23 protein-coding genes are annotated in these 23,123 nt (G+C 69.7%); 4 read left to right on the forward strand and 19 right to left on the reverse strand.

Annotated features, from left to right (window positions below; all coding sequences use genetic code 11):
* Positions 1 to 123: 123 nt before the first annotated feature.
* The 7 genes from V7050_RS01845 to V7050_RS01875 all read right to left on the reverse strand — a co-directional run bounded on the left by V7050_RS01845 (position 124) and on the right by V7050_RS01875 (position 7,279).
* Positions 124 to 369, reverse strand: a complete 246-nt coding sequence (locus V7050_RS01845) for a MoaD/ThiS family protein (RefSeq protein WP_324367421.1) — start codon at positions 367 to 369, stop codon at positions 124 to 126.
* Positions 370 to 371: 2 nt separating this feature from the next.
* Positions 372 to 2,645 carry a xanthine dehydrogenase family protein molybdopterin-binding subunit gene (locus V7050_RS01850; protein ID WP_324367423.1) on the reverse strand — a complete coding sequence of 758 codons (2,274 nt, stop codon included), beginning with the start codon at positions 2,643 to 2,645 and terminating at the stop codon, positions 372 to 374.
* A 1-nt stretch (position 2,646) separates the two neighbouring features.
* Positions 2,647 to 3,123 (reverse strand): (2Fe-2S)-binding protein, encoded by a 477-nt coding sequence (locus tag V7050_RS01855; protein ID WP_324367425.1) that lies wholly within the window; start codon positions 3,121 to 3,123, stop codon positions 2,647 to 2,649.
* Positions 3,120 to 3,983, reverse strand: coding sequence for an FAD binding domain-containing protein (locus V7050_RS01860; protein WP_324367427.1), 864 nt, complete (start codon positions 3,981 to 3,983; stop codon positions 3,120 to 3,122). Before V7050_RS01860 ends, V7050_RS01855 begins: the two co-directional genes overlap by 4 nt.
* A gap of 470 nt (positions 3,984 to 4,453) precedes the next feature.
* Positions 4,454 to 5,485 carry a choline ABC transporter ATP-binding protein gene (gene choV, locus V7050_RS01865; RefSeq protein WP_324367429.1) on the reverse strand — a complete coding sequence of 344 codons (1,032 nt, stop codon included), beginning with the start codon at positions 5,483 to 5,485 and terminating at the stop codon, positions 4,454 to 4,456.
* Positions 5,486 to 5,490: 5 nt separating this feature from the next.
* The gene (gene choW, locus V7050_RS01870) at positions 5,491 to 6,321 is read right to left on the reverse strand and encodes a choline ABC transporter permease subunit (RefSeq protein ID WP_324367431.1); all 831 of its coding nucleotides are present in this window, start codon (positions 6,319 to 6,321) and stop codon (positions 5,491 to 5,493) included.
* Positions 6,322 to 6,343: 22 nt separating this feature from the next.
* Positions 6,344 to 7,279: a choline ABC transporter substrate-binding protein gene (locus V7050_RS01875; protein ID WP_442885592.1), complete on the reverse strand. Its 936-nt coding sequence runs from the start codon at positions 7,277 to 7,279 to the stop codon at positions 6,344 to 6,346.
* A 147-nt stretch (positions 7,280 to 7,426) separates the two neighbouring features.
* Here V7050_RS01875 and betI point away from each other — a divergent pair, with 147 nt between their 5' ends.
* Genes betI through betA form a run of 4 tightly spaced genes read left to right on the forward strand, consistent with a single transcriptional unit; the run spans position 7,427 to position 11,839 of the window.
* Complete coding sequence (gene betI / locus V7050_RS01880) at positions 7,427 to 7,999, forward strand: choline-binding transcriptional repressor BetI (protein ID WP_324367433.1); 573 nt, start codon at positions 7,427 to 7,429, stop codon at positions 7,997 to 7,999.
* A complete protein-coding gene (betC, locus tag V7050_RS01885; RefSeq protein ID WP_324367435.1) occupies positions 7,996 to 9,495 on the forward strand; it encodes a choline-sulfatase in 1,500 nt (499 codons plus the stop codon). Before betI ends, betC begins: the two co-directional genes overlap by 4 nt.
* Positions 9,495 to 10,190: a glutathione S-transferase family protein gene (locus tag V7050_RS01890; RefSeq protein ID WP_324367437.1), complete on the forward strand. Its 696-nt coding sequence runs from the start codon at positions 9,495 to 9,497 to the stop codon at positions 10,188 to 10,190. The genes betC and V7050_RS01890 overlap by 1 nt, the downstream gene beginning before the upstream one ends.
* The gene (gene betA / locus V7050_RS01895; RefSeq protein ID WP_324367439.1) at positions 10,190 to 11,839 is read left to right on the forward strand and encodes a choline dehydrogenase; all 1,650 of its coding nucleotides are present in this window, start codon (positions 10,190 to 10,192) and stop codon (positions 11,837 to 11,839) included. Before V7050_RS01890 ends, betA begins: the two co-directional genes overlap by 1 nt.
* A 483-nt stretch (positions 11,840 to 12,322) precedes the next feature.
* Here the strand turns inward: betA and V7050_RS01900 are convergent, their stop codons facing one another.
* The 12 genes from V7050_RS01900 to V7050_RS01955 form a co-directional block, all read right to left on the reverse strand.
* Positions 12,323 to 13,417, reverse strand: coding sequence for an Ldh family oxidoreductase (locus tag V7050_RS01900; RefSeq protein ID WP_324374683.1), 1,095 nt, complete (start codon positions 13,415 to 13,417; stop codon positions 12,323 to 12,325).
* A gap of 36 nt (positions 13,418 to 13,453) precedes the next feature.
* On the reverse strand, positions 13,454 to 13,918 hold the full coding sequence (locus V7050_RS01905) for a molybdenum cofactor biosynthesis protein MoaE (protein ID WP_324368637.1): 465 nt from the start codon (positions 13,916 to 13,918) through the stop codon (positions 13,454 to 13,456).
* A complete protein-coding gene (gene moaD, locus V7050_RS01910; RefSeq protein WP_324368639.1) occupies positions 13,919 to 14,170 on the reverse strand; it encodes a molybdopterin converting factor subunit 1 in 252 nt (83 codons plus the stop codon).
* A complete protein-coding gene (gene pgsA, locus V7050_RS01915; RefSeq protein WP_324368641.1) occupies positions 14,167 to 14,784 on the reverse strand; it encodes a CDP-diacylglycerol--glycerol-3-phosphate 3-phosphatidyltransferase in 618 nt (205 codons plus the stop codon). Before pgsA ends, moaD begins: the two co-directional genes overlap by 4 nt.
* A 48-nt stretch (positions 14,785 to 14,832) precedes the next feature.
* The gene (gene uvrC / locus V7050_RS01920; protein WP_324368655.1) at positions 14,833 to 16,719 is read right to left on the reverse strand and encodes an excinuclease ABC subunit UvrC; all 1,887 of its coding nucleotides are present in this window, start codon (positions 16,717 to 16,719) and stop codon (positions 14,833 to 14,835) included.
* A gap of 347 nt (positions 16,720 to 17,066) precedes the next feature.
* On the reverse strand, positions 17,067 to 17,855 hold the full coding sequence (locus tag V7050_RS01925; RefSeq protein ID WP_324368643.1) for an SDR family oxidoreductase: 789 nt from the start codon (positions 17,853 to 17,855) through the stop codon (positions 17,067 to 17,069).
* Positions 17,852 to 18,802, reverse strand: a complete 951-nt coding sequence (locus tag V7050_RS01930; protein WP_324368644.1) for a calcium/sodium antiporter — start codon at positions 18,800 to 18,802, stop codon at positions 17,852 to 17,854. Before V7050_RS01930 ends, V7050_RS01925 begins: the two co-directional genes overlap by 4 nt.
* Positions 18,803 to 18,822: 20 nt before the next feature.
* Positions 18,823 to 19,020 (reverse strand): hypothetical protein, encoded by a 198-nt coding sequence (locus V7050_RS01935; RefSeq protein ID WP_324368646.1) that lies wholly within the window; start codon positions 19,018 to 19,020, stop codon positions 18,823 to 18,825.
* Positions 19,017 to 19,826, reverse strand: coding sequence for a S49 family peptidase (locus tag V7050_RS01940; RefSeq protein ID WP_324368648.1), 810 nt, complete (start codon positions 19,824 to 19,826; stop codon positions 19,017 to 19,019). Before V7050_RS01940 ends, V7050_RS01935 begins: the two co-directional genes overlap by 4 nt.
* A 143-nt stretch (positions 19,827 to 19,969) precedes the next feature.
* The gene (locus V7050_RS01945) at positions 19,970 to 20,995 is read right to left on the reverse strand and encodes an ABC transporter permease (protein WP_324368649.1); all 1,026 of its coding nucleotides are present in this window, start codon (positions 20,993 to 20,995) and stop codon (positions 19,970 to 19,972) included.
* A 60-nt stretch (positions 20,996 to 21,055) separates the two neighbouring features.
* Positions 21,056 to 22,105: a sugar ABC transporter substrate-binding protein gene (locus V7050_RS01950; protein ID WP_324368651.1), complete on the reverse strand. Its 1,050-nt coding sequence runs from the start codon at positions 22,103 to 22,105 to the stop codon at positions 21,056 to 21,058.
* Entirely contained in the window at positions 22,102 to 22,905 is an 804-nt protein-coding gene (locus tag V7050_RS01955) for an ATP-binding cassette domain-containing protein (protein WP_324368653.1), read from the reverse strand. Before V7050_RS01955 ends, V7050_RS01950 begins: the two co-directional genes overlap by 4 nt.
* Positions 22,906 to 23,123: the final 218 nt, after the last annotated feature.

Below are 23,123 nucleotides of genomic sequence, written 5' to 3' on the forward strand. Positions count from 1 at the left end.
ATCGCCACGGGTCGAAAGGCGGAATTGGCAGAACCGCGCTTCGATCGCTCCTTGCGGGCGCCAAAGCGTCCCCTCGCCCGGCAGGCACGGATCGCGCACCGCGGCCTTTCGGGCGGAAGCGATCTATCCCCCGGTCATATAGGGCATCAGCACCACTTCGCTGTCCGGCCCGATCTCGGTGAACCAGGCCTCGCGGTAGATGCGGCCGTCGAGCGCGAGGCTGACCCCGCGGTCGATCTGGGGCTTCAGGCCCGGATAGGTCTCGGCGAGCCGGTCGAGCAACTCCTTGAAATTGCGCGCCTCGACCTCGACCTGGCCCTCCCCGCCGGTGAACCGACGCAAGGATCCCCAGAGCGTCACCGCGACCATGGTCAGCGGCCCGCGTTGATCGCCTCGAGCACGCGCGGCGGCGACATCGGCAGGCGGGTCATGCGATGGCCGATCGCCCGCGAGACCGCGTTCGAAAGTGCGGCCAGCGGCGGCACGATCGGCGTCTCGCCCACGCCGCGGACCCCGTAGGGATGGCCCGGATTCGGGATCTCCAGGATCACCGTGTCGATCTGGGGCAGGTCCGAGGCGACGGGCACGCGGTAGTCGAGGAAACCTGCGTTCTGCAGGCGCCCGTCCTCGCCGTAGATGTATTCCTCGTTCAGCGCCCAGCCGATGCCCTGAACGGCGCCGCCCTGCATCTGGCCCTCCACGTAATCGGGATGCACCGCCTTGCCGGCATCCTGGATGACCGTGTAGCGCAGCACCTTGGTCGCCCCGGTCTCGCGGTCCACCTCCACGTCGCAGATATGCACGCCGAAGCTGACCCCGGCGCCGTCGGCATGGGCCTCGTTATGCCCGGCGATCGGCCCGCCGGTCTTGAAGGAGACCGCGGCGATCTCCGCCAGCGTCATCGGCGGGAAATCCCCCGCATTGGGGCCCGAGGGCTTGGCCGCGCCGTCCTCCCAGAGCACCGCCTCCTCGTCGATCCCCCAGATCCGCGCGGCGCGGGCGCACATCTTCTGCTTCGCGTCGCGCGCGGCCTTGATCGTGGCGAGGCCGACGGCAAAGGTCACCCGGCTGCCGTCGGTCACGTCGTTGTGGCCGAGCGAGCTGGTGTCGGCGATGGTCGCGCGGACGCGCTCGTAGGGGATGCCCAGCTCCTCCGCCGCCATCAGGCTGATCGAGGCCCGCGATCCGCCGATGTCGGGATTGCCTTCGGTGATGCCCACCGTGCCGTCGGTATTGACGCTGAGCGACACCGAGGTATTGCCGCCGAAATTGAACCAGAACCCGGCCGAGAGCCCGCGGCCCTGGCCGGGGCCGAGCGGCGCGGAATAATGCGGATGCGCCTTCGCGGCCTCCAGCGTCGCCTCGAGCCCGATCGCCTCGAAGGTCGGCCCGTAGGACGATTTCGTGCCCTTGCGCGCGGCGTTCCTCAAGCGCACCTCGAGCGGGTCGAGGCCGAACCCCTGGCAGAGCTCGTCCACGACACTCTCCACCGCATAGATCGCCTGGGGCGCCCCGGGCGCGCGATAGGCCGCCTCCTTGGGGCGGTTGGTCAGCACGTTCCAGCCCAGCGTCCGCACGGCGCGCAGGTCGTAGCAGGCGAAGGCGGCCTGCGCGCCCATGTCCACGGTCTCGCAGGGAAAGGCGCCGCCGGAATAGCGCAGCACCGCCTCGCCGGCGGTGATGCGGCCGTCGCGGGCCATGCCGATCCTCACGTCGATCGAGGCCGAGACGGTCGGCCCGGTGGCGCGGAAGACCTCCTCGCGGCTCATCACGATCTTGACCGGACGGCCGGACTTGCGCGCGAGCAGCAGCGCCACCGGCTCGATGAAGACGACGGTCTTGCCGCCGAAGCCGCCGCCGATCTCGGAGGCGGTCACGCGCAGCTGGCTGGCCTGCATCCCCATCAGCTCGGCGCAGATGTCGCGCACGTTGTACTGCCCTTGCGTGCAGCACCAGAGATCCGCCCGCCCGTCGCCCGTCACCGAAGCGAGGCAGGCATGGGGCTCGATATAGCCCTGATGGGTCGCGGCGGTGGTGAAGCTGCGCTCCACGATCCGGTCGGCTTGCGCGAAGCCCGCCTCGAGGTCGCCATGCCCGAATTCGCAATGGTTGGTGACGTTCGGCGACATGCCGCCGGGCACGTTCTCATGCGCGCGCCCGGCGAGCACCACGGGGGCCTCGGGGCGCATCGCCGCGTCGACGTCGATCACATGCGGCAGGATCTCGTAATCGACCGCGATCAGCTTCAGCGCCGCCCGGGCGATCTCCGGGGTCAGGGCGGCGACCGCCGCGACGGCATGGCCGTCATAGAGCGCCTTGTCCCGCGCGAGGCAATTGTCCCGGACGTCGCGCAGCGAGGTCCGGTCCTCGCCCATGTCGATGATCTTGTCCCCCTCCAGCCGGGCGAAGTCGCGCGCGGTGACCACCGCCTTCACGCCGGGAAGCGCCTCGGCCGCGGTGGTGTCGATGGCGCGGATCCGCGCATGGGCATGGGGGCTGCGCAGGATGCGCCCGACCAGCATCCCCGGCGCCGAGACATCGGCGCCGTAGAGCGCGCGGCCGGTGACCTTGTCGACGCCATCGGGGCGCGGCGGGCGGGTGCCGACGACCTTGAAGACCCGCTTGCTCGAGGAATCGAGTGCCATGTTACGCGCTCCTCATCTTGGCGGCGGCATCCTGGACCGCGCGCACGATCTTGTCGTAGCCGGTGCAGCGACAGAGGTTCCCCGCCAGCCAGTAGCGGATCTCGGTGTCGGTCGGCTCCGGGTTGCGGTCGAGCAGCGCCTTCGCGGCCACCAGGATGCCCGGCGTGCAGATCCCGCATTGCAGGGCGGCGAGGTCGATGAAGCTCTGCTGCAGCGGGTGCAGCGTCTCGCCCTGCGCCAGTCCCTCGATGGTGTCGATCCGCGCGCCTTCGGCCTCCACGGCGAGCACCAGGCAGGAACAGACCAGCCGGTCGTCGAGCCTCACGCTGCAGGCGCCGCAATCGCCGGTGCCGCAGCCCTCCTTGGCCCCGGTCAGGCCGAGGCGGTTGCGCAGCGCGTCGAGCAGGGTCTCGTCGTGGCCGCAGACGAATTCGGCGCCGTCGCCGTTGACCGTCGTCGCTACCTGGATGGTCTTCATGACGTCCGTCCTGCACGTTGATGGGCGATCGCGGCCGCGCGCCGGGCGAGCACGCCCGCGACCTGGGAGCGGAAGGCGATGGTGCCGCGCTTGTCGTCGATGGGGCTGCAGGCCGCCGAGCAGGCGGCGGCGAGTGCGGCGAGGGCCTCCTCCCCGAGGCCGGTGCCGATGAGGCAGTCCGCGGCGGCCTCCACGAGCCGCACGGTCGGTGCGACCGCGCCGAGCGCCACCCGGGCCGCGGCGACACGGCCCCCGGCACCGAGGGTCAGGCTGACCGCCGCCGAGGCGACCGCGATATCCATCTCGGTGCGCGGGATGAAGCGCAGATAGGCGTCGCCGGAACCCGCCGGCCTTGCGGGCAGCAGGATCGAGGTGATGAACTCGCCCTTGCCGAGCGCGGTGCGCCCGGGGCCGACGGGGATCTCCGCCACGGGGCAGTCGCGCGTGCCCCCGGGGCCCTGGATGCGCGCGACGGCCGCCGCGGCCACGAGACCGGGCACGGCGTCGCCGGCGGGCGAGCCGTTGCAGAGGTTGCCGGCCATGGTCGCACGGCCCTGCACCTGGGTGGAGCCGATCAGCTCGAAGCCCTCCACCACCCCGGGCCAGAGCGCCTTCACGCCCGCATGCTCGCCCAGCATCGCCCCGGAGACCGCCGCGCCGATCCGGAAGCCGCCGGCCTCGGGCGTGATGTCGCGCATGCCCGCGATCCGCTTGATGTCGACGATGAGATCCGGCTCGACGAGGCCCGATTTCAGCTGCACCAGCACGTCGGTGCCCCCGGCGAGGATGCGGCTCACGCCTTCCTCCCGGCCGAGCAGGTCCGCGGCTTCTTCGGCGGTTTCGGGTCTCACGTAGCGCATCGCGCCCTCTTTCCTGCTATTCCGGCCCAGATCCTCGCGCGGCGCTCGGGCGGTCGCCCCCCCGGGGATGGATCTGCCGGATATTGCATATGCCCCGATCCGGAGTCCATGCGGGCGGGGTGCTCGATCAGGGCCATCGCATCTGGAGCCCAGACTTTCTTCTCCGGCCTTCCCGCCAAAGAAGGAGGGCAGCGCCTGGCCCGGCGGTGACCGCCGGGCGGGACGGTGAAGCCGGGCGCGCCCGGAACTCGGCCTGACGGTGTCGCGCTGCCCGATGCAATTCCCCTGGATGCGCGCTGGGCCTCCACGCCCGGACCGACCTTGCCGATTCCAGACCCGCGCCCCGGCCCGGAACCCAAAGGTTAACTCCCTGAATAACTGTGCAAAACCAAAGTCTTGCGGGATGTGCGCGCGCGCACAGCTCCCGCAACGGCACCCCGCCGGCGGCCCCGGCGGGGATGCAGGCCGCGCTAGCGACGCGGGCAGAGCGCCCCGAACACGGCCTGCGGCGTGACCGCCCCGAGCGTTCTGTCGCCCTCGATCACCCAGACCGGCGCGCTCTCCGCCGCGAAGAGCGGCAATGCCTCGCGCAGGGCGGTCTCGGGCGCGACGCTCCGGGCGGGGTCGGCCGGGCCGTCGACGGGACCCATGACGTCGACCGCGCGCAGCACGCTCAGCGGATTGAGCTGCGCCACGAAATCGGCGACATAGCCGTTCGCCGGGCGCAGCACGATGTCCTCGGGTCGGCCGGTCTGCACGATCCGCCCGCCTTCCATGATCGTGATGGTATTGCCGATCTTGACCGCCTCCTCGAGGTCATGGCTCACGAAGACGATCGTGCATTGCATCTTGGTCTGCAATTCGAGCAGTTCGTCCTGCAGCCGGCTGCGGATCAGCGGGTCGAGCGCGGAGAAGGGCTCGTCCATCAAGAGGATGCCGGCATCGGTCGCGAAGGCGCGGGCGAGGCCCACGCGCTGCTGCATGCCGCCCGAGAGCTCGGAGACGCGCTTCTCGCCCCAATCCTCCAGGCCCACGGTCGAGAGCACGCCGCGGGCCTTCTCGAGCCTCTCGGCATGCGACATGCCGGCGAGTTCGAGCCCGAGCGCGACGTTCTCGATCACCGTGCGCCAGGGCAGGAGCGCGAATTGCTGGAAGACCATCGAGACGGTGCCGCGGCGGATCGCCCGCAGCTGGGCGGGCGGGCAGGAGACCACGTCCACCATGGTGCCGTCGCGCCCGCGCACCTTCAGGCTGCCGCGGGTCACGGTATTGAGGCCGTTGACCGCCCGGAGCAGCGTGGACTTGCCGGAACCGGACAGGCCCATCAGCACCGAGATCTCGCCCTCGTTGACGGTGAGCGAGCAATCGTGGACCCCGAGGATCTGGCCCGTGGCCGCCTGGATCTCGGCGCGGCTCCTGCCCTGGTCCATCAGGGGGAGCGCGCGTTCCGGGTCGGCGCCGAAGACGATGGAGACCTTCTCGAATTCGATCACCCGTCCCATCGCGCTCAACCTCCGCGCCGGAACATGCGGTCGAGCATGATCGCGACGACGACGATGACGAGCCCGGCTTCGAATCCGAGCGCGGTATTGACGGTGTTGAGCGCGCGCACCACCGGCACGCCGAGCCCCGCCGCGCCGACCAGTGCCGCGATCACCACCATGGAGAGCGACAGCATGATGGTCTGGGTCAGCCCCGCCATGATCTGCGGCAGCGCATAGGGAAGCTCGACCTTGCGCAGCAGCTGCCCCGGGGTCGCGCCGAAGGCGAGGCCCGCCTCCCGGAGGTCGAGCGGCGTCGAGACGATGCCGAGATGCGTGAGCCGGATCGGCGCGGGCACCACGAAGATCGCCGTCGCGACCAGCCCCGGCACCATGCCGATCCCGAAGAAGACGATCGCCGGGATCAGATAGACGAAGGTGGGAAGCGTCTGCATCAGGTCGAGCACCGGCCGCAGCACCGCATAGAGCTTCGGGCGATGCGCGGCCGCGATCCCGACCGGCACGCCCACCCCCATGCAGACGAGGACCGAGCAGAGCACGAGGGTCAGCGTCTCGGTGGTCTGTTCCCAGTAGTCCTGGTTGATGATGAAGAGGAACCCCGCCACCACCAGCACGACGACGGACCAGGACCGCTGCAGGAACCAGGCCAGCGCCGCGAATGCCGCGATCACGACGAGGGGATGCGGGGTCTGCAGGACCCAGAGGATGGCGTCGATCAGCGCGTTGATCGCGTCGGCCATGCCGTCGAAGAACCACGCGCCGTTCGCCGTCAGCCAGTCGACGACGTCGCGTGCGACCTCGCCGACGGGGATCTTCGTGCCGGTCAGCCAGTCCATGGGGCGATGCCTGCCGGTTCGCTCAGATGCCGAGCGCTGCGTGGACGGCCCCGAGCCCGTCGCCGCCGTCGCGGGTGGTCACTCCCGACAGCCAGGTGTCGAGGATCTCGGGATTGGCCGCGAGCCAGTCCTTCGCGGCCTTTCCGGGCTCGACCCCGTCGTCGAGGATCGCCCCCATGATCTCGTTCTCCATCTCCAGGCTGAAGACCAGGTTCGTCAGGAACTGCCCGATATTGGGGCATTCCTCGACATAGCCGCTGCGGGTGTTGGTGAAGACGGTGGCGCCTCCGAGATCGGGCCCGAAGACGTCGTCGCCGCCCGTCAGATAGACCATGTCGAGATTGGCGTTCATCGGATGCGGCTCCCAGCCGAGAAAGACGATGCCTTCCCCCTGCCGCTCCGCCTTGGCGGCCTGGGCGAGCATGGCCTGTTCGGAGCTTTCCACGAGGGTGAAGCCGCCCAGGCCGAAGGCGTCGGAATCGATCATGCCCTGGATGAGGCGGTTGCCGTCGTTCCCCGGCTCGATCCCGTAGATCTTGTCGTCGAGCTGGTCGGAGAATTCCGCGATCTTGGCGAAATCGGTCAGTCCCTGGTCCGCCAGGGTCTTGGAGGTGGCGAGGGTGTATTTCGCGCCTTCCAGATTGGCGCGCAGGGTCTCCACCGTCCCGGCATCGCGATAGGGGGCGATATCGCCCTCCATCGTCGGCATCCAGTTGCCGAGGAAGACGTCGAGATCGCCCTCGGCGAGGCCGGTATAGGTCACCGGGACCGAGAGCACGCTGACCTCGGTGTCGTACCCGAGCGCTTCGAGCACGGCAACGGTCGCGGCGGTCGTGGCGGTGATGTCGCTCCATCCGACATCCGACAGGCGCACGGTGGCGCAGGACTCGGGTTCGGCCGCCGCAAGGGGCGTCGCCAGTAGCGCGGCAAGAGCAATGCTCGGGGCCAGGTGCTTCACGCTCAATCTCCATCTGTTGGTCGGGACGTCCTCTGCGCCCTTCGCCGCCAGAATCGCGCCAACTCGTTGACCGGCGCAAGCGAAACCTCTATTGATTGATTGGTCAATCAATCAATCGGTTTGGGGCGAATGAGGCCGAGATCGGGCATGTCCGAGTACCGCAGGCGGGCGCTGATCGGCGCGGCGCTCTGCGAGATCGCCGAGCGCGGGTCGCTCGATGTGACCGTCGCCCAGATCGCCGGGCGGGCGGGGGTGTCGGCGGCGCTCGCGCATCATTATTTCGGCGGGAAGGAAGACCTCATCCTGGCGACGATGCGCCACCTTCTGGCGGAATTCAGTTCGGTGCTGGTCGCGGGGCTGCGCGAGGCGCCCGACCCGCGGGCACGCCTCACGGCGATCGTCCGCGGCAGCTTCGGTCGCGAGCAGTTCCATCATGCGACGATCAGCGCATGGCTGACCTTCTATGCCAAGGCGCTTTCCTCCGAGGTCGCGGCCTGGCTTCTGGAGATCTACCAGCGGCGCCTGAATTCGAACCTCGTGCATGCCCTGCGCGCGCTGGTCCCGGGCCGGGACGCGGTCCGCATCGCCGAATCGACCGCCGCGCTGATCGACGGGGTCTATCTGCGCGAGGCCCTCAGGGGCGTGCCCTCGACGCCGGAATCGGCCATCGCGGTCATCGAGCACCACATCGACCTCGAGATCCGGGCGGTTCGGGCATGACGCGGCCGAACATCCTCGTCCTGATGGTCGACCAGCTCAACGGCACGCTCTTCCCCGACGGACCGGCGGATTGGCTGCACGTTCCCGCCCTGAAGCATCTCGCGGAGCGGTCGCGGCGCTTCGCGCGCAGCTATACCGCCTCGCCGCTCTGCGCCCCGGGGCGGGCGGGGTTCATGACCGGGCGCCTGCCCTCGGGCACCCGCGTCTACGACAATGCGGCGGAATTCGCGTCCGACCTTCCGACCTTCGCGCATCACCTGCGCCGTGCGGGCTACCGGACATGTCTTTCGGGAAAGATGCATTTCGTGGGGCCGGATCAGCTGCACGGTTTCGAGGAGCGGACCAATACGGATGTCTATCCCGCCGATTTCGGCTGGACGCCGGACTACCGCAGGCCCGGCGAGCGGATCGACTGGTGGTATCACAACATGGGCTCGGTCACCGGGGCGGGCGTGGCGGAGATCACCAATCAGCTCGAATACGACGACGAGGTGGCGCATTGCGCCGAGCAGAAGCTCTACGACCTGTCGCGCGGGCACGATGCCCGGCCCTGGTGCCTGACGGTCAGCTTCACCCATCCGCATGATCCCTATGTGGCGCGCCGGCGGTTCTGGGACCTCTATGGCGATTGCGCGCATCTCGAGCCCGGGACCGGCGAATTGCCCTGGGAGGAGCACGACCCGCATTCGCGCCGCATCCTCGACTCCTGCGAGCGGGCGGCCTTCGAAATCACGCCCGAGAACGTGCGGCGGGCGCGGCGGGGATATTTCGCCAATGTCTCCTACATCGACGACAAGATCGCCGGGATCCTCGACGTGCTGAAGCGCACGCGGCAGGCCGAGCGGACGGTGATCCTCTTCACCTCCGACCACGGCGACATGCTCGGCGAGCGCGGCCTCTGGTTCAAGATGAGCTTCCTCGAGGGATCGGCGCGGGTGCCGCTGATGATCGCCGGGCCGGGGATCGCGGAGGGCAGGGTCGAGCATCCGGCATCGACGCTGGACGTGGCGCCGACGCTCGCGGCGCTGGCGGGGGTCGATCTCGGCGAGGTCTCGCCCTGGTGCGACGGCGCCGACCTGATGGCCGGGCCGCGCGGCCCGGTGCCGATGGAATACGCCGCCGAGGCCAGCGTGGCGCCCATGGTGGCGCTGGTCGACGGCAGCTGGAAGGGGACGCTCTGCGCAGCCGATCCGCCGCAGCTCTTCGATCTCGCCGCCGACCCTTCGGAGCGGCACAACCTCGCCGCGGAACCGGCCCATGCCGCGCGCGCGGCCGCGATGGCGGCGGCGATGCGGGAGCGGTGGGATCTCGACGCCTTCGATGCGGCGGTCCGCGACAGCCAGGCGCGGCGGCTGGTGGTCTACGAGGCCCTGCGCAACGGCGCCTATTACCCGTGGGACTACCAGCCGCTGCAGAAGGCCTCGGAGCGCTACATGCGCAACCACATGGATCTCAACGTGCTGGAGGAGGCCCAGCGCTTCCCGCGGGGCGAGTGATGCCGGGCCGCGGCTTCCCTTCCGGCGCGCGACCGGCCCGTCGCCCGGCCGCCCCGCTGACCGTCTACGGCCGCGCCACCTCGTCGAACGTCCAGGCGGTGATGTGGGGCATCGCCGAACTGGGCCTCGAGTGCGAGCGCCTCGACTACGGCCACGCGTTCGGCGGCACCGACACGCCCGAGTTTCGCGCCATGAACCCCAACGGTCTGGTGCCGGTGCTGCGCGACGGCTCGCTGGTCATGTTCGAGAGCTGCGCGATCCTGCGCTATCTGGCGGGCCGCTACGGGAGTTCTCCGTTCTGGCCCGAGGACCCGGTGGCGCGCGCGCCGGTCGACATGTGGGCCGAATGGGGCAAGGCCACCTTCGCCCGCGACTTCTATGTCGTTGTCGGCCAGATGATCTGGACGCCGGCCGCGAACCGCGATCCTGCCGTCCTCGACGCGGCGCTCGAGCGTGTCGACGCCCATCTGGCGGTTCTGGAAGCACAGCTGGGTGAAAACCCCTTCGTGCTCGGCGGCGACCTCACCCTCGCCGACATTGTCGTCGGCCACCTGCTCTACCGCTACTTCACCTTCGACATCACGCGTCCCGATCGTCGCCGGCTCGCCGCCTATTACCGACGGCTCTGCGAGCGCCCGGCCTATGCCGAGCACGTGATGGTCGCATACGACGCTCTTCGCATTAAGGGGGAATGATGGAGGCAGATTTCGTCATCGTGGGCTCCGGCTCGGCGGGTTCGGCGCTGGCCTATCGCCTCGGCGAGGCGGGCCATTCGGTGCTCGTGCTGGAATACGGGGGAAGCGACTGGGGTCCCTTCATCCAGATGCCCGCCGCGCTCAGCTATCCGATGAACATGGCGCGCTACGACTGGGGCTTCCGTTCCGAGCCCGAGCCGCATCTGGGCGGGCGCCGGCTCGCCTGTCCGCGCGGCAAGGTGCTCGGCGGATCCTCCTCGATCAACGGCATGGTCTATGTGCGCGGCCATCCGCGGGATTTCGACGCCTGGGCGGAGATGGGCGCCGACGGCTGGGCGGGGTCGGATGTGGCGCCCTATTTCAAGCGGATGGAGAACTGGCACGGTCCGGCGCCCTCGGCCTGGCGGGGTAGCGAGGGGCCGCTGCATGTCACGCGGGGCCCGCGCCGGAACCCGCTCTACCACGTCTTCGTCGAGGCGGGCGCGCAGGCCGGGTTCGAGACCACCGAGGATTACAACGGCGAGAAGCAGGAAGGCTTCGGCCCGATGGAGCAGACCGTCTGGCGCGGGCGGCGCTGGTCGGTGGCGAATGCCTATCTGCGGCCGGCGCTGAAGCTCAGCAAGGTCTCCGTGCTGCATTGCCTGGCGGAGCGGGTGGTGATCCGCGACGGCCGCGCGGTCGGCGTGGAGGTGCTGCACGGCTCCGCGCGCGAGACGGTCACGGCGCGGCGCGAAGTCATCGTCGCCGCATCGGCGATCAACACGCCGAAGCTCCTGATGCTGTCGGGCATCGGCCCCGCGGCGCATCTCGCCGAGCACGGGCTGGCGGTCGTCGCCGATCGTCCCGGCGTGGGGGCGAACCTCCAGGACCATCTCGAGCTCTACATCCAGATGGCCAGCAAGAAGCCGGTGACGCTCTACCGGCATTACAACTGGCCGTCGCAGCTCACCATCGGGGCGCAATGGCTGTTCCTGAAGATGGGGCTCGGCACTTCCAACCAGTTCGAATCGGCGGGCTTCGTGCGCTCGGCGGCCGGGATCGAATATCCCGACATCCAGTTCCATTTCCTGCCGCTCGCCGTGCGCTACGACGGCAAGGCCGCGCTGAAGGGCCATGGATTCCAGGCGCATGTCGGCCCGATGCGCTCGCGGTCCCGGGGCTCGATCCGGCTGAACGGCGCGGATCCGGCCGAGCCGCCGGCGATCCGCTTCAACTACATGTCCGAACCCGAGGACTGGACGGAGTTCCGGCATTGCATCCGGCTGACCCGCGAGATCTTCTCCCAGCCCGCCTTCGAGCCCTATGCCCGCGAAGAGATCCAGCCCGGCGCGGGGCTCGTCTCCGACGACGATCTCGACGGTTTCATCCGCGAGCATGCGGAGAGCGCCTACCATCCCTGCGGGACCGCGCGGATCGGCCGGCGGGACGATCCGATGGCGGTGGTCGATCCGGAATGCCGGGTGATCGGGGTCGAGGGCCTGCGCGTGGCCGACAGCTCGATCTTCCCGGTCATCACCAACGGCAACCTGAACGCGCCCTCGATCATGGTGGGCGAGAAGGCGGCCGACCATATCCTCGGCCGCAGGCCGCTCGCGCCCTCCAATGCGCAGCCCTGGATCAACCCGCGCTGGCAGGTCTCGGACCGCTGAGGCGATGCGCCGCCGCCCCGCCCTGGGTGGGCGGCGGGGACGCGGGGCGGAGCGTCCCCATGGGGACAGGTTGTAACCATCTGAAATAGCTGCATAAAAGTGTTAACGGGTCGCGCGGCGCGCGGCTGCCATGGGACGTGGCGTCGGTCTGGGGACATTCCGAACCGGCGATAGCGAGGCACTGCCTCGCGCCGGTTCGTCGGAGGGACGCGCGCGCCTGCCGAGGGGCAGGCAGGCGCGCGCGGATTTGTCCTTGCCGAATCCGCGAAGAAGATACGCCACCGCCACGGTAGACCGGCGCCCGTCCGCAGCAATCACCCCCAAAGGGGTATCGGAGGCTCGATCCGCGGTTCATCGGGTCGACCAGGCAGAAGGGACGTTGGTATCGCCCGGACTTCGTATCATGGGAACGCCGCTCGGTTGACTCGGTCCGCCGCCATCACACCCGCCCGTCCTTGCCGAAGGCATCGGCCGGGGCCGGTTTCAGGCGTGCGGCCTCGTGTCGGTCGCCGGGGGGAGCGGCAGGCCGTGGCGGGCGGCGGCGGTGGCGAGCGCGTCCCAGGTGGCGGCATCGACGGGGATGCCGTCGCGGCGGCGCCGGTCCGCCTCGGCCTTCTCGAGGTCGCCGGGCGCCATGACCTTGCGTCCCGGCGCGGAGGGCTGGCTGCGGAGGTCCGACAGCAGGGCGGCGAGCCGCGCGTAGCAGGTCTCGGCGCCGAAGAAATCCGCCGGCCGGAAGAGGATGAAGAAATGGCCGATCGGGATCGGCCGGCCGTAGTCGGGCCCGCCCAAGGGTTCCATCGCCGCGCCATGCAGCATGCCGGTGAAGGCGGAGCAGAGGATGTCGATCATGGCGGCGAGGCCGGCGCCCTTGTAGCCGAAGGCGGCACCGCCCAGCGGCAGCAGCGCGACTGCTTCATGCGGGTCGCGGGTCGTGGCGCCCCGGGCATCGACCGCCACGTCCGGCGGCAGCGGCGTCCCGGTGTCGCGCCGCAGGATCACGCGGTTGAAGGGGATCGCGCTCGTGGCCATGTCGAGCAGCAGCGGCGCCTCGCCCGGCGCCGGGATCGCGAAGCTGATCGGATTGGTGCCGAAGAACGGCTCCCGGCCGCCGTCGGGCACCACCAGCCGGTCGGCATGGGTCATGCCGATCGCCGCGAAGCCCCGGCGGGCGGCTTCGAGCGTATAGACGCCGGTGGCGCCGTGGTGGCTCGACCGCGCCACGGTGACCGCGGCGATGCCGGTGCCGGCGGCGATCCGGCAGCCCTCCTCGATGGCCCGGTAGCTGGCGAGATGGCCGAAGCCGTTGTCGGCATCCACATGGCCGACGGCGCTGGCGGTGGCCGAGACCGTGAGCGTCGGGCGCGGGTTGATGCGCGCGCCCTCGAGCATCTCCAGATACCAGGGGATCAGGCGGATGCCGTGGGTATCGACCCCGCGCGCCGAGGCGTCGATCACCGCGCGTGCCACGGCCGCCGCGCTGGGCGCATCGGCCCCGGCGGCGCCAAGCAGCCCGGCGACGAGCCGGCGCAGGTCGGCCTCGGCGGCGCGCTTTCCCTCGATCGCTTCGATGGGCATCGGGCGTTTCGCCTCCCCCTCGGTCCGGCCGGCGGGTCAGGATCGCGCCGGGGCGTGCCAGCGCGCCAGCGCCGCCTCGTCGCTGGCGCGGGCATCGACCCAGCGGGCGCCCTCGGGCGTCGTCTCCTTCTTCCAGAAGGGGGCGCGGGACTTGAGGAAATCCATCAGGAATTCCGCCGCCTCGAAGGCGGCCGCGCGATGGGCCGAGGCAGTGGCGACCATCATGATCTGGTCGCCGGGCGCGAGCGGGCCGTAGCGGTGGAGGATGAGCACCGCCTGCAGCGGCCATCGCGCCGCGGCCTCTCTCTCGATGGCCTCGAGCGCGCGCCGGGTCATCGCCGGGTAATGCTCGATCTCGAGCCCGGTGATCGCCGCCGCGCCGTGGCGGTCGCGCACGAGGCCGGTGAAGCTGACCAGCGCCCCGAGATCCCGGCGGCCCGCCCGGATCAGGTGGAGCTCCTCCCCGAGGTCGAAATCCTCCCGCTGGATCCGGACCGCCATTCAGCCTCCGGTCATGGGCGGGAAGAAGGCCACCTCGCGCGCGCCGGCGATCGGGGCGTCGAGGCCGGCCAGCTCCTGGTCGATCGCCACGCGCACCGCGCCCATGTCGGAGAAGGCGAGCGCATAACGGTCCTCGCGGGCGCGGAGCTCCTCGACGAGGTCGGCGACGGTCGCAGCCCCGGTCTCGATCGTCTCGCCGGGCAAGCCGATCCGCTCGCGCAGCCAGGCGAAATAGCGCAGCTCGAGGCTCACTTGCCGCGGTCCTTCAGATGCGGCATCGCCTTCATCAGGTAGTCGTAGCCGGTCATGACCGTCAGCAGCCCCGCGGTCCAGATCAGGATCAGCCCGCCGTTCTGCAGCATCCATTCCGCCCAGTTGTGGAACCAGGAGCTGACCCAGGGCGCCCCGCGGCGGCGGTCGTATTCGAAGACGCCGGCCAGCAGGAGCACCGGGATCGCCACCATCTGCGCGGTGGTCTTCCACTTGGCGAGATAGGTCACCTGGAGCTTGCCGGCGCTGGGGCCGAGGAATTCGCGCAGGCCCGAGACGAAGACCTCGCGCAGCAGGATGAAGGCGACGGGCACGAGGATCAGCGGGTTGATGCCCGAGAGCCCGACGATCACCGAGAGCGCGATCACCACCATCGCCTTGTCGGCGATCGGGTCGAGCATGCGGCCGAAGTTTGATTCCTGGTTCCACGCCCGCGCGAGCTTGCCGTCGACGAAATCGGTCAGGGCGGCGACGATGAAGAGGATGATCGCGATCCAGTCCGCGGTCGGCCGGTCGAAGATCACGAAGGACAAAGCGACCCCCGGGGCCGCCAGGAGGCGCATGACGGTCAGTGTGTTGGGAATCGTCCAGCGCATTCGGATTCGTCCTGTCGGGGCCCCGCCCCCGGGAATAGATGTAGTCGCTCACGCGTCGCCATGGAAGAAGCCGTAGATCGTCTCGGCGAGCGCGCTCGATATTCCCGGTGCCGCGCGCAGGTCGGCGAGCCCGGCGCGGGCCACGGCCTTGGCGGATCCGAAATGCGCCAGGAGCGCGCGCTTGCGGGCGGCGCCCACGCCCGGCACCTCGTCGAGCGGCGTCGCCCGGGTCTGGGCGGCGCGCTTCGTGCGGTGGGCGCCGATGGCGAAGCGGTGGGCCTCGTCGCGCAGGCGCTGGATGAAATAGAGCACCGGGTCCTTGTGGCCGAGCGCCATGGGCGGCAGGCCGGGGCGGTGGAATTCCTCCTTGCCGGCGTCGCGGTCGACGCCCTTGGCGACGCCGAGGATCGCCACGTCGTCGATGCCGAGCTCGGCCAGCGCCTGGGCCGCGGCCGAGACCTGGCCCGCGCCGCCGTCGATCAGCACGAGGTCGGGCCAGGCGCCGCCCTGGCGGTCGGGATCCTCGCGGGCGAGGCGCGAGAAGCGGCGGGTCAGCACCTCGCGCATCATGGCGAAATCGTCGCCCGGGGTCAGCTCGGTCGAGCGGATGTTGAACTTGCGGTATTGCGAGCGCACCATCCCCTCGGGCCCCGCGACGATCATGCCGCCGACCGCATGGGCGCCCATGATGTGGCTGTTGTCGTAGACCTCGATCCGTTCGGGTGCCGCCTCGAGGCCGAAGGCGGCCGCGAGGCCTTCGAGCAGGGCGATCTGGCTGGCGCTCTCGGCCATGCGCCGGGCCAGCGCCTCGCGGGCGTTGCGCGCGGCATGCTCGACGAGCGCGGCCTTCTCGCCGCGCCGGGGGACCGCGATGGTGACCCTGCGGCCGAGCGCGCGGCCGAGCGCGGCCTCCATCAGGTCGGCGTCCTCGATGGCATGCGAGAGCAGGATCTGCCGCGCGGGGGTCTTGTTGCCGTAGAACTGGCCGAGGAAGGCCTCGAGGATCTCGGCCGGCTCGGCGCCCGCGCCGGTCCGCGGGAAATAGGCGCGGTTGCCCCAGTTCTGGTTGGCGCGGATGAAGAAGACCTCGACGCAGGCCTGGCCGCCCTCCTGGTGGAGCGCCACGACATCGGCTTCCTCGACGCCCTGGGGATTGACGCCCTGGCTGGCCTGGACGTTGGTCAGCGCGCGGATCCGGTCGCGCAGGGCGGCGGCGCGCTCGAATTCCATCGCCGCCGAGGCTTCGGCCATCTCCCGGGCGAGATGCTCCTGCACGCGGGTGGACTTGCCGGTGAGAAAGAGTGCCGCGTCCTCGACAAGGGCGGCATAGTCGGCCTGGGAGATCAGCCCGACGCAGGGGCCGCTGCAGCGCCGGATCTGGTAGAGCAGGCAGGGGCGGCTGCGGGAGTCGAACATCGAATCGGTGCAGTTGCGCAAAAGGAACGCCTTCTGCAGCTGGTTGAGCGTGCGGTTCACGCTGCCCGCCGAGGCGAAGGGGCCGAAGTAGCGGCCCTTCTCGCTGCGCAGGCCGCGGTGCTTGCGGATCTGGGGGAAGGGATGGTCGTCGGTGACGAGGATGTTGGGGAAGCTCTTGTCGTCGCGCAGCAGGACGTTGTACTTGGGCCGGAGCTGCTTGATGAGATTCTGCTCGAGCAGCAGCGCCTCGGTCTCCGTCTCGGTCGTGAGGAACATCATCGACGCCGTCGCGGCGATCATTCTACTTATGCGCGAGCTGTGACCGGCTGGTTTGGCATAGGAAGCAACGCGCTTGCGCAGGTTCCTAGCCTTGCCGACATAGAGCACCTCGGCCCTGGCATCGAGCATGCGATAGACCCCGGGCCGCTCGTCGAGGCTCCGCAGATAGCCCTTGATGACCGCGTGCCCCTGGCGGGCGGCCTTTCGGGAAACGCCGTCCTCCTCGAAGTCTCCGGTCATGCCCGACGGGGAGTCGACGGCGTTGATCATTCTACTCCTGGTTGATTCTTGAGTCGCGCTGCCCGGATTCGTTGTGGAGCGCAAGGAAAAAGGTGTCCACGGAATCTGTGGAAAACTCTGTTGGAAACTTTGCCGAAGAGGGGTTTTCCTCTGGATTCAAAGGCCGTTTACTTCTTTGCTCTTTTTTTGGGCAGTTTTGCAAGTGCATGTTATTGCTCGATATTTTGATTAAACACAGGTAAATTTCTGGAATCGTTGACAGAATCAACACGCTTTTGTGACGGCCTCCCACGAGGTGGAAAAGTCAACACGGATGGTCCGTCCGGCACCGGGTTTCTGCACTGCACTCACTCCAGGCCGAGAACATCCGGGGTCCTCCAGGCGAGGTGTTGGCCGCCGTCCACGCAGAGCAATTGACCGGTGAATCCGGGCGAGTCGAGGATGAAATCGAGCGCGCGGCAGAGCTCCTCGGGGTTCGTCCCCCGGCCCAGCACGGTGGCCGCGCGCTGGGCCGCGAAATGCGGCTCGCTCTGTCGCGAACCGCGCAGTGTCGGCCCCGGACCGATCGCGTTCACCCGGATGTCGGGAGCGAGGCCCTGGGCGGCGATCCGGGTCAGCGCCCAGAGGCCCGACTTCGCTATCGTGTAGGTTGCAAACTCCGGCGTGACCTTGCGGACCCGCTGGTCGATCATGTTGACGATGCAGGCGCTTGCGACCGGCTCTCCCTTCGTATCGCGCGCACCGCGCGGCGCCTGGGCGGCGAAGGCCTGGGTGAGCTCGAAGGGCGCGCGCAGGTTCGAGCCGATGTGGCGGTCCCAGCTCTCCCAGGTCGCGGTCCCGATCCGGTCGTGCTCGAAGATCGAGGCGTTGTTCACGAGCACGGTGATCGGCCGGCCGAGGCCCGCGGCGGCCGCGGCGACCAGGCCCCCGGTCTCGGCGCGGTCGAGCAGGTCGGCGGGCACCACCACGGCCTTCACCGAAAGGCCGCGCATCTCCTCGGCGAGCGCTTCGGCGGCCTCCCGGCTGGAATGGCAATGGATGCCCACGTCGAGGCCGCGGCGCGCGAGCGCTCGGACGAGCGCCGCCCCGACGCGCTGCGCCCCGCCGGTCACCAATGCCGCACCGTCGCGCATCATGCCGGATTTCCCCTGGAGAGAACGAGGACGGCAAGGTAGCCGACATAGGCGAGCAGGAAAACCGCGCCCGCGCCGCGGCCGACCGGCCGGCCGAGCAGGACGAAGCCGCCAAGCAGGAGCGCGCAGCCGAGCATCACCCAGAGGTCGCGCTCAAGGAAGCCGGCGGCGATGGGAATCGGCCCGAAGAGGCTGGTGAAGCCGAGGATCGACAGGATGTTGAAGAGGTTCGATCCGATCACATTGCCCATCGCCACGTCGCTGTGCCGCCGGAGCGCCGCCACGAGCGTGGTGGCGAGTTCCGGCAGCGAGGTGCCGACGGCGACGATGGTCAGGCCGATCACCGCCTCCGAGATCCCGAACTCCCGCGACAGGCCCACGGCGCCGGTGATCAGGAATCGGGCCCCGAGCGGAAGGCCGACGATGCCGAGCGCCAGGAAGAGGATCATCCGCCGCTGCGACATGTAGCTCGCAAGCGTCTCGATGTCCTCGACCAGATGGCCGGGATGCTTGCGCCCCTCGCGCACCATGTCGACCAGCATCGCCGCAAAGCAGGCCAGCAGCACCGCGGCGTGCCAGAAATGCAGCGGCCCGAGCAGGCAGAGCAGGATCAGGAGGATCGAGGCGCCGAGCATCTGGAAATAGCTGCGCCGGGATTCCGCATGGGACGGGGCGATGGCGGCGAAGAGCGCGGGTAGGCCCAGCACGAGCAGCACATTGGCGATGTTGCTGCCCACCACGTTGCCGACCGCGATGCCCGGCGCGCCGTCGAGCGCCGCCTGGATGCTGATGAGCAGCTCCGGGGCGGAGGTGCCGAAGGCCACCACCGTCAGGCCGACGATCAGCGCGGGAATGCCGAGCCGGAGGCTCAGCGCCACCGCGCCGCGCACCAGCAGGTCGCCGGCGATCAGGAGCAGCGCCAGACCGAGCAGGAGGAAGAGGATGTCCAAGGTGCGCCTCCCGCGAGGCTTCAGCGGTTCGGGCAGTCGGGGCGCCCGCAGGCGTCCGGGCTGGAGCCGATGAGATAGGTATCGCAGGCCCGGCATCTGCGCGCGGGCTCGATCGCCGGGCCGCGGTGCCGCGCGCCGGCGCCCGGGCGGCGCCACTTGCCGAAAATGCCCAGGACGAGCATCGCCACCAGAAAGAGCGCCACGGCCTTCACGATCATGGCGCGCCCAGCCCGAAGCGCGCCCAGAGCGCGCGATCCTCGACCTGGCCGAGCGCCTCGCCGATGCCGGGGAGCCCGAGCCGGCGCAGGAGCGGCTTGGCGCGGCTGATCGAGCGGAAGCGGATCTTCTCGCCGAAGAGCGCCTTCATCACCGGCACGAGATGGCCGATATCGTCGGCAAGCCCCACCTCGACGGCGGCCTGGCCGAGCCAGATGTCGCCGGTGAAGAGGTTCCCGCCCGAGAGGCGGTCGCCGCGGCGCGCCCGGACCTGCTCGATGAAGTTGCGATGGATCTGCGCCTGCAGGCGTTCCAGCCGCTCGACGTCCTCCGCCCGTTCGGGTCGGAAGGGGTCGAGCAGGCTCTTGTCCTCGCCGGCGGTATGGACCCGCCGCTCGACGCCGTGGCGCGCGAGCAGATCCTGGAAGCCGAAGGAGGCGGAAATCACCCCGATCGAGCCGAGGATGCTGTTGGCATCGACATGGATCCGGTCGGCGGCCGTGGCGAGCCAGTAGCCGCCCGAGGCCGCCAGGTCCTCGACGAAGGCGTGCACGGGGACGGATTTCTCGTCGGCGAGGCGGCGGATCCGGGCCGCGATCAGGCTCGATTGCGCCGGGCTGCCGCCGGGCGAGTTGATCGCGATGGCGACGGCCCTTGGCTTGCGCCGGAACGCCGCCTCGATCAGCGGCGCGAGGCTCGCGTCGGTGAGCGAGGTCGCGCCGAACCGCGCCGCGCTCCCGATCACGCCTTCCAGCCGGAGCACGTTGACGGTCTCACGGCGCGTCAGCGAAGCGAGGGGGTTTCTCATCGTTCCCGATGTAGGCCAGCGGCCCGATGCAGGCAAGGCCACGGCCAGCGCCGTTCCAGAGGGATCGCGTCTGGGCTCGTCCTTTCTTCTTCGACGGTCTCACGGGAGGAAGAGGGCAGCGTCCGGCCCGGGGGGTCGGCCGTTCAGAAATAGCTGCGCCGCAGGTTGTTCTTGGCGGTGTCGAGCAGGACGGCGGCGAGCACGAGCAGGCCCTGGATCATCATGGTGTAATGGGGCGGCATGCCCATGACGTTGATCGCGGTCTGGATCGAGGAGAGCAGCAGCACGCCGGCGAAGACGCCCGAGAGCCGGCCGACGCCGCCGCGCAGGCTGACGCCGCCGATCACCACCGCCGCGAAGGCCTGGAAGAGCATGCCGATCCCCAGGTTCGCCGTGGCGCCGGCGGTGCGGGAGGCGAGCAGCCAGCCGGCGAGGCCGGCCAGCATGCCCGAGAGCAGGAAGGCGAGGATGACGTTGCGCGCGACGCGGATGCCGGCGCGGTTGCTCGCCACCGCATTGCCGCCGATCATGAAGAGATGCCGCCCGAAGGGGGTCTTGGCGAGCAGGAACGCGAAGGCGAGATAGACCACGATCAGCACCCAGGCGAGCAGCGGCACCCCGAGGAGGCGTTGCACCGCGACGCCGCGCAGCGCGTCGGGAAGCCCGTAGACCGAGCGCCCGCCGGAGAGCGCGACCACGAGGCCGCGGCCCCAGATGTAGGAGGCGAGCGTGACGATGAAGGCGTTGATCTCGAAGCGCACCACCAGCAGGCCGTTCAGCGCGCCGACCGCCGCCCCGATCCCGAGCGCCATGGCGAGCGAGACCGGGAAGGCGAGCCAGGCGGGATGAAGTTCCAGCCCGCCGCCGGCGCCGCCGGTGCCGAAGGTGAGCGCGACCAGCATGGCGGCGAGCGCCATGACCGATTCGACCGAGAGATCCATTTCGCCGGCGACGAGCGTCAGCGAGAGGCCCACGGCGATCACGCCGACGAAGGTCGATTGCTCGAGGATGTTGAGGAAGATGCCGATCTGAAGGAACTTCGGGATGAAGAGCCCGAAGGCGGTCAGCGCGACCAGCAGGATCAGCCAGACGAGATTGTCGAGGATGAAGGCGAGGACCGGCCGGTAGCGGCGCGGTCCGGCGCCGGAGGAAGAGGGCTCAGGGGGCATGGCTGCGGTCCGCGCGGACGGGCGCCGGAGCGCGGCGCCCGTCGGGATTCTGTCAGGGGGTCACTCGATGGCCGCGACCGGCTCGGTCGGCGGCTGGAGGTTGCCCCAGAACTTCGGGTCGTCGACGTTGTCGGGCGTGATCGCGGCGCCGGGGATCTTGATGTTGGGCCCCCAGTCCTCGATCGTGAGCTCCGATTGCAGCCCGGTGATGTCGTAGGTGCCGGGCTGGAGCGCCTCTTGGTTGACCACCTTGTCGGCGAAGATCGCCAGCGCCGCGGCCTGGGCGTACATCGGCTGCTCCACCTCGACCTGCAGCCAGCCGTCGCGGATCAGGTCGAGCCCGACCGGCGCGCCGTTCGAGGACATCATCAGGATGTCGCCGGGCGCCTTGCCCTGGGCCTCGAGCACGGCGGCCACCGCGACCGAGAGATGCGCGGCATGGCTGAAGATCAGGTCGATGTCGGGATTGGTCAGCAGCTGGTCCTGGGCGATGTTGCCGGCGTTGGTCGCCTCCCATTGCATCGCGGCATGGGTGAGGATCTCGATGTCCGGGAATGCCGCGAGCTTCTCCTCGAAGCCCATCTGGATGTCGAGCGTGTAGGGATCGCCCGGATCGCCGAGGATCTGGAGGATCTTGCCCCGGGCCGCCCCTTTCTTCTCGGTCAGCAGGCGCAGCGCCTCGTCGGCGGCGATATGGCCGATCTCCACGGTGCCGGCGACCGAGGTGAGGTCGGAGGGCGTGGAGGTGATCTGGCGGTCGAAGATCATCACCGGGATGCCGGCGGCGCGCAGCTTCTCGATGCCCGGCTTGATGGCGTCGAAATCGACCGCGGCGAGGATCACCGCCGCCGGGTCGAGATTGAGCACGTCGTCGACCTGGTTGAGCTGCAGGTCGCTGCGGTTCTGGGCGTCGAGCGCGGTGACCTCGTAGCCGACGTCGCCCATGAACTTGGTGATGGCGTCGATCGAGCCGGTCTGGAACTCGTCGAGCAGCGTCGGGACGAGATAATAGATCATGCCCTTGCCCTGGGCGAAGACGGTGCCTAGGCCGGCGGCGGCGAACGCCGTCGCGAGCAGGGCAATGGCGCCGATGCGCTTCAATCCGGTCATGCGTTTGCTCCCTTTTCTGGTTGGACTTGCACGTGCCGCGGCGCGGCGCCGATGCGCTCGATGCCGCCGGTTATCAGGTGGACGACCTCGTCGGGGCTGGTCTCGCCGGTGCGCAGGTCGCCGGCGATGGCGCCCTGGCGCATCACGACGATGCGGTCGGCGACCGCGAAGGCCTGGGCCATGACATGGGTGATGAGGATCACCCCGATGCCGCGGGCGCGCACCCGGTCCACGGTCTCCAGCCCGCGGCGGGTCTGCTCGACGCCGAGCGCGGCGAAGGGCTCGTCGAGGATGACCAGCTTGCCGCCCCAGTGCACGAAGCGGTTGAGCTCGATCGCCTGGCGCTGGCCGCCGGAGAGATGCTCGACCCTGGTGCGCAGCGAGGGGATCTGCGTGCCGCCGGCCGCGAGCGCGCGCGCGGTCTCGGCCTCCATCTCGCGGTCCCTGAGGACGGGCAGGCCGAGCACGCGGCGGGTCAGCTCGCGGCCCATGAAGAAATTGGCGACCACGTCGAGGTTCGTGCAGAGCGAGAGGTCCTGGTAGACGGTCTCGATGCCGACGGCCTTGGCGTCGCCTGGAGAGGCGAAATGCCGCTCGATGCCGTCGTAGACGACCCGGCCCGAACTCTGCCGCAATTCGCCCGCGACGATCTTGACGAGCGTTGACTTTCCCGCACCGTTGTCGCCGAGCAGCGCCACCACTTCGCCGGGAAAGACCGAGAGCGTGACACCCCGGAGCGCCTCGATCGCGCCGAAGCTCTTGCGGATGTCGATGATCTCGAGCAGCGCTGCGGCGGGCAAAGTTCCCCTCCCTCCACGGCTTCACCGCCAGAATGGCCGATGCGGTGGTCCCGGGGCAAGCATCGAATCCCGAGCGGGGTTCCGGCGGAAGGCCAGGATGGTCACAGGTCGCCGCGCGCCCTCTCCAACTTTTGCTGGTGCCCTTTCAGGCGATCCCCGTTCTGCCCGCGGCCCGGGTGTCCCCAGCCCGATCGACCCGTGGCGATCGGGCCGCGCCG

It is taken from the genome of Amaricoccus sp. (assembly GCF_036846665.1).
GTDB lineage: Bacteria > Pseudomonadota > Alphaproteobacteria > Rhodobacterales > Rhodobacteraceae > Amaricoccus.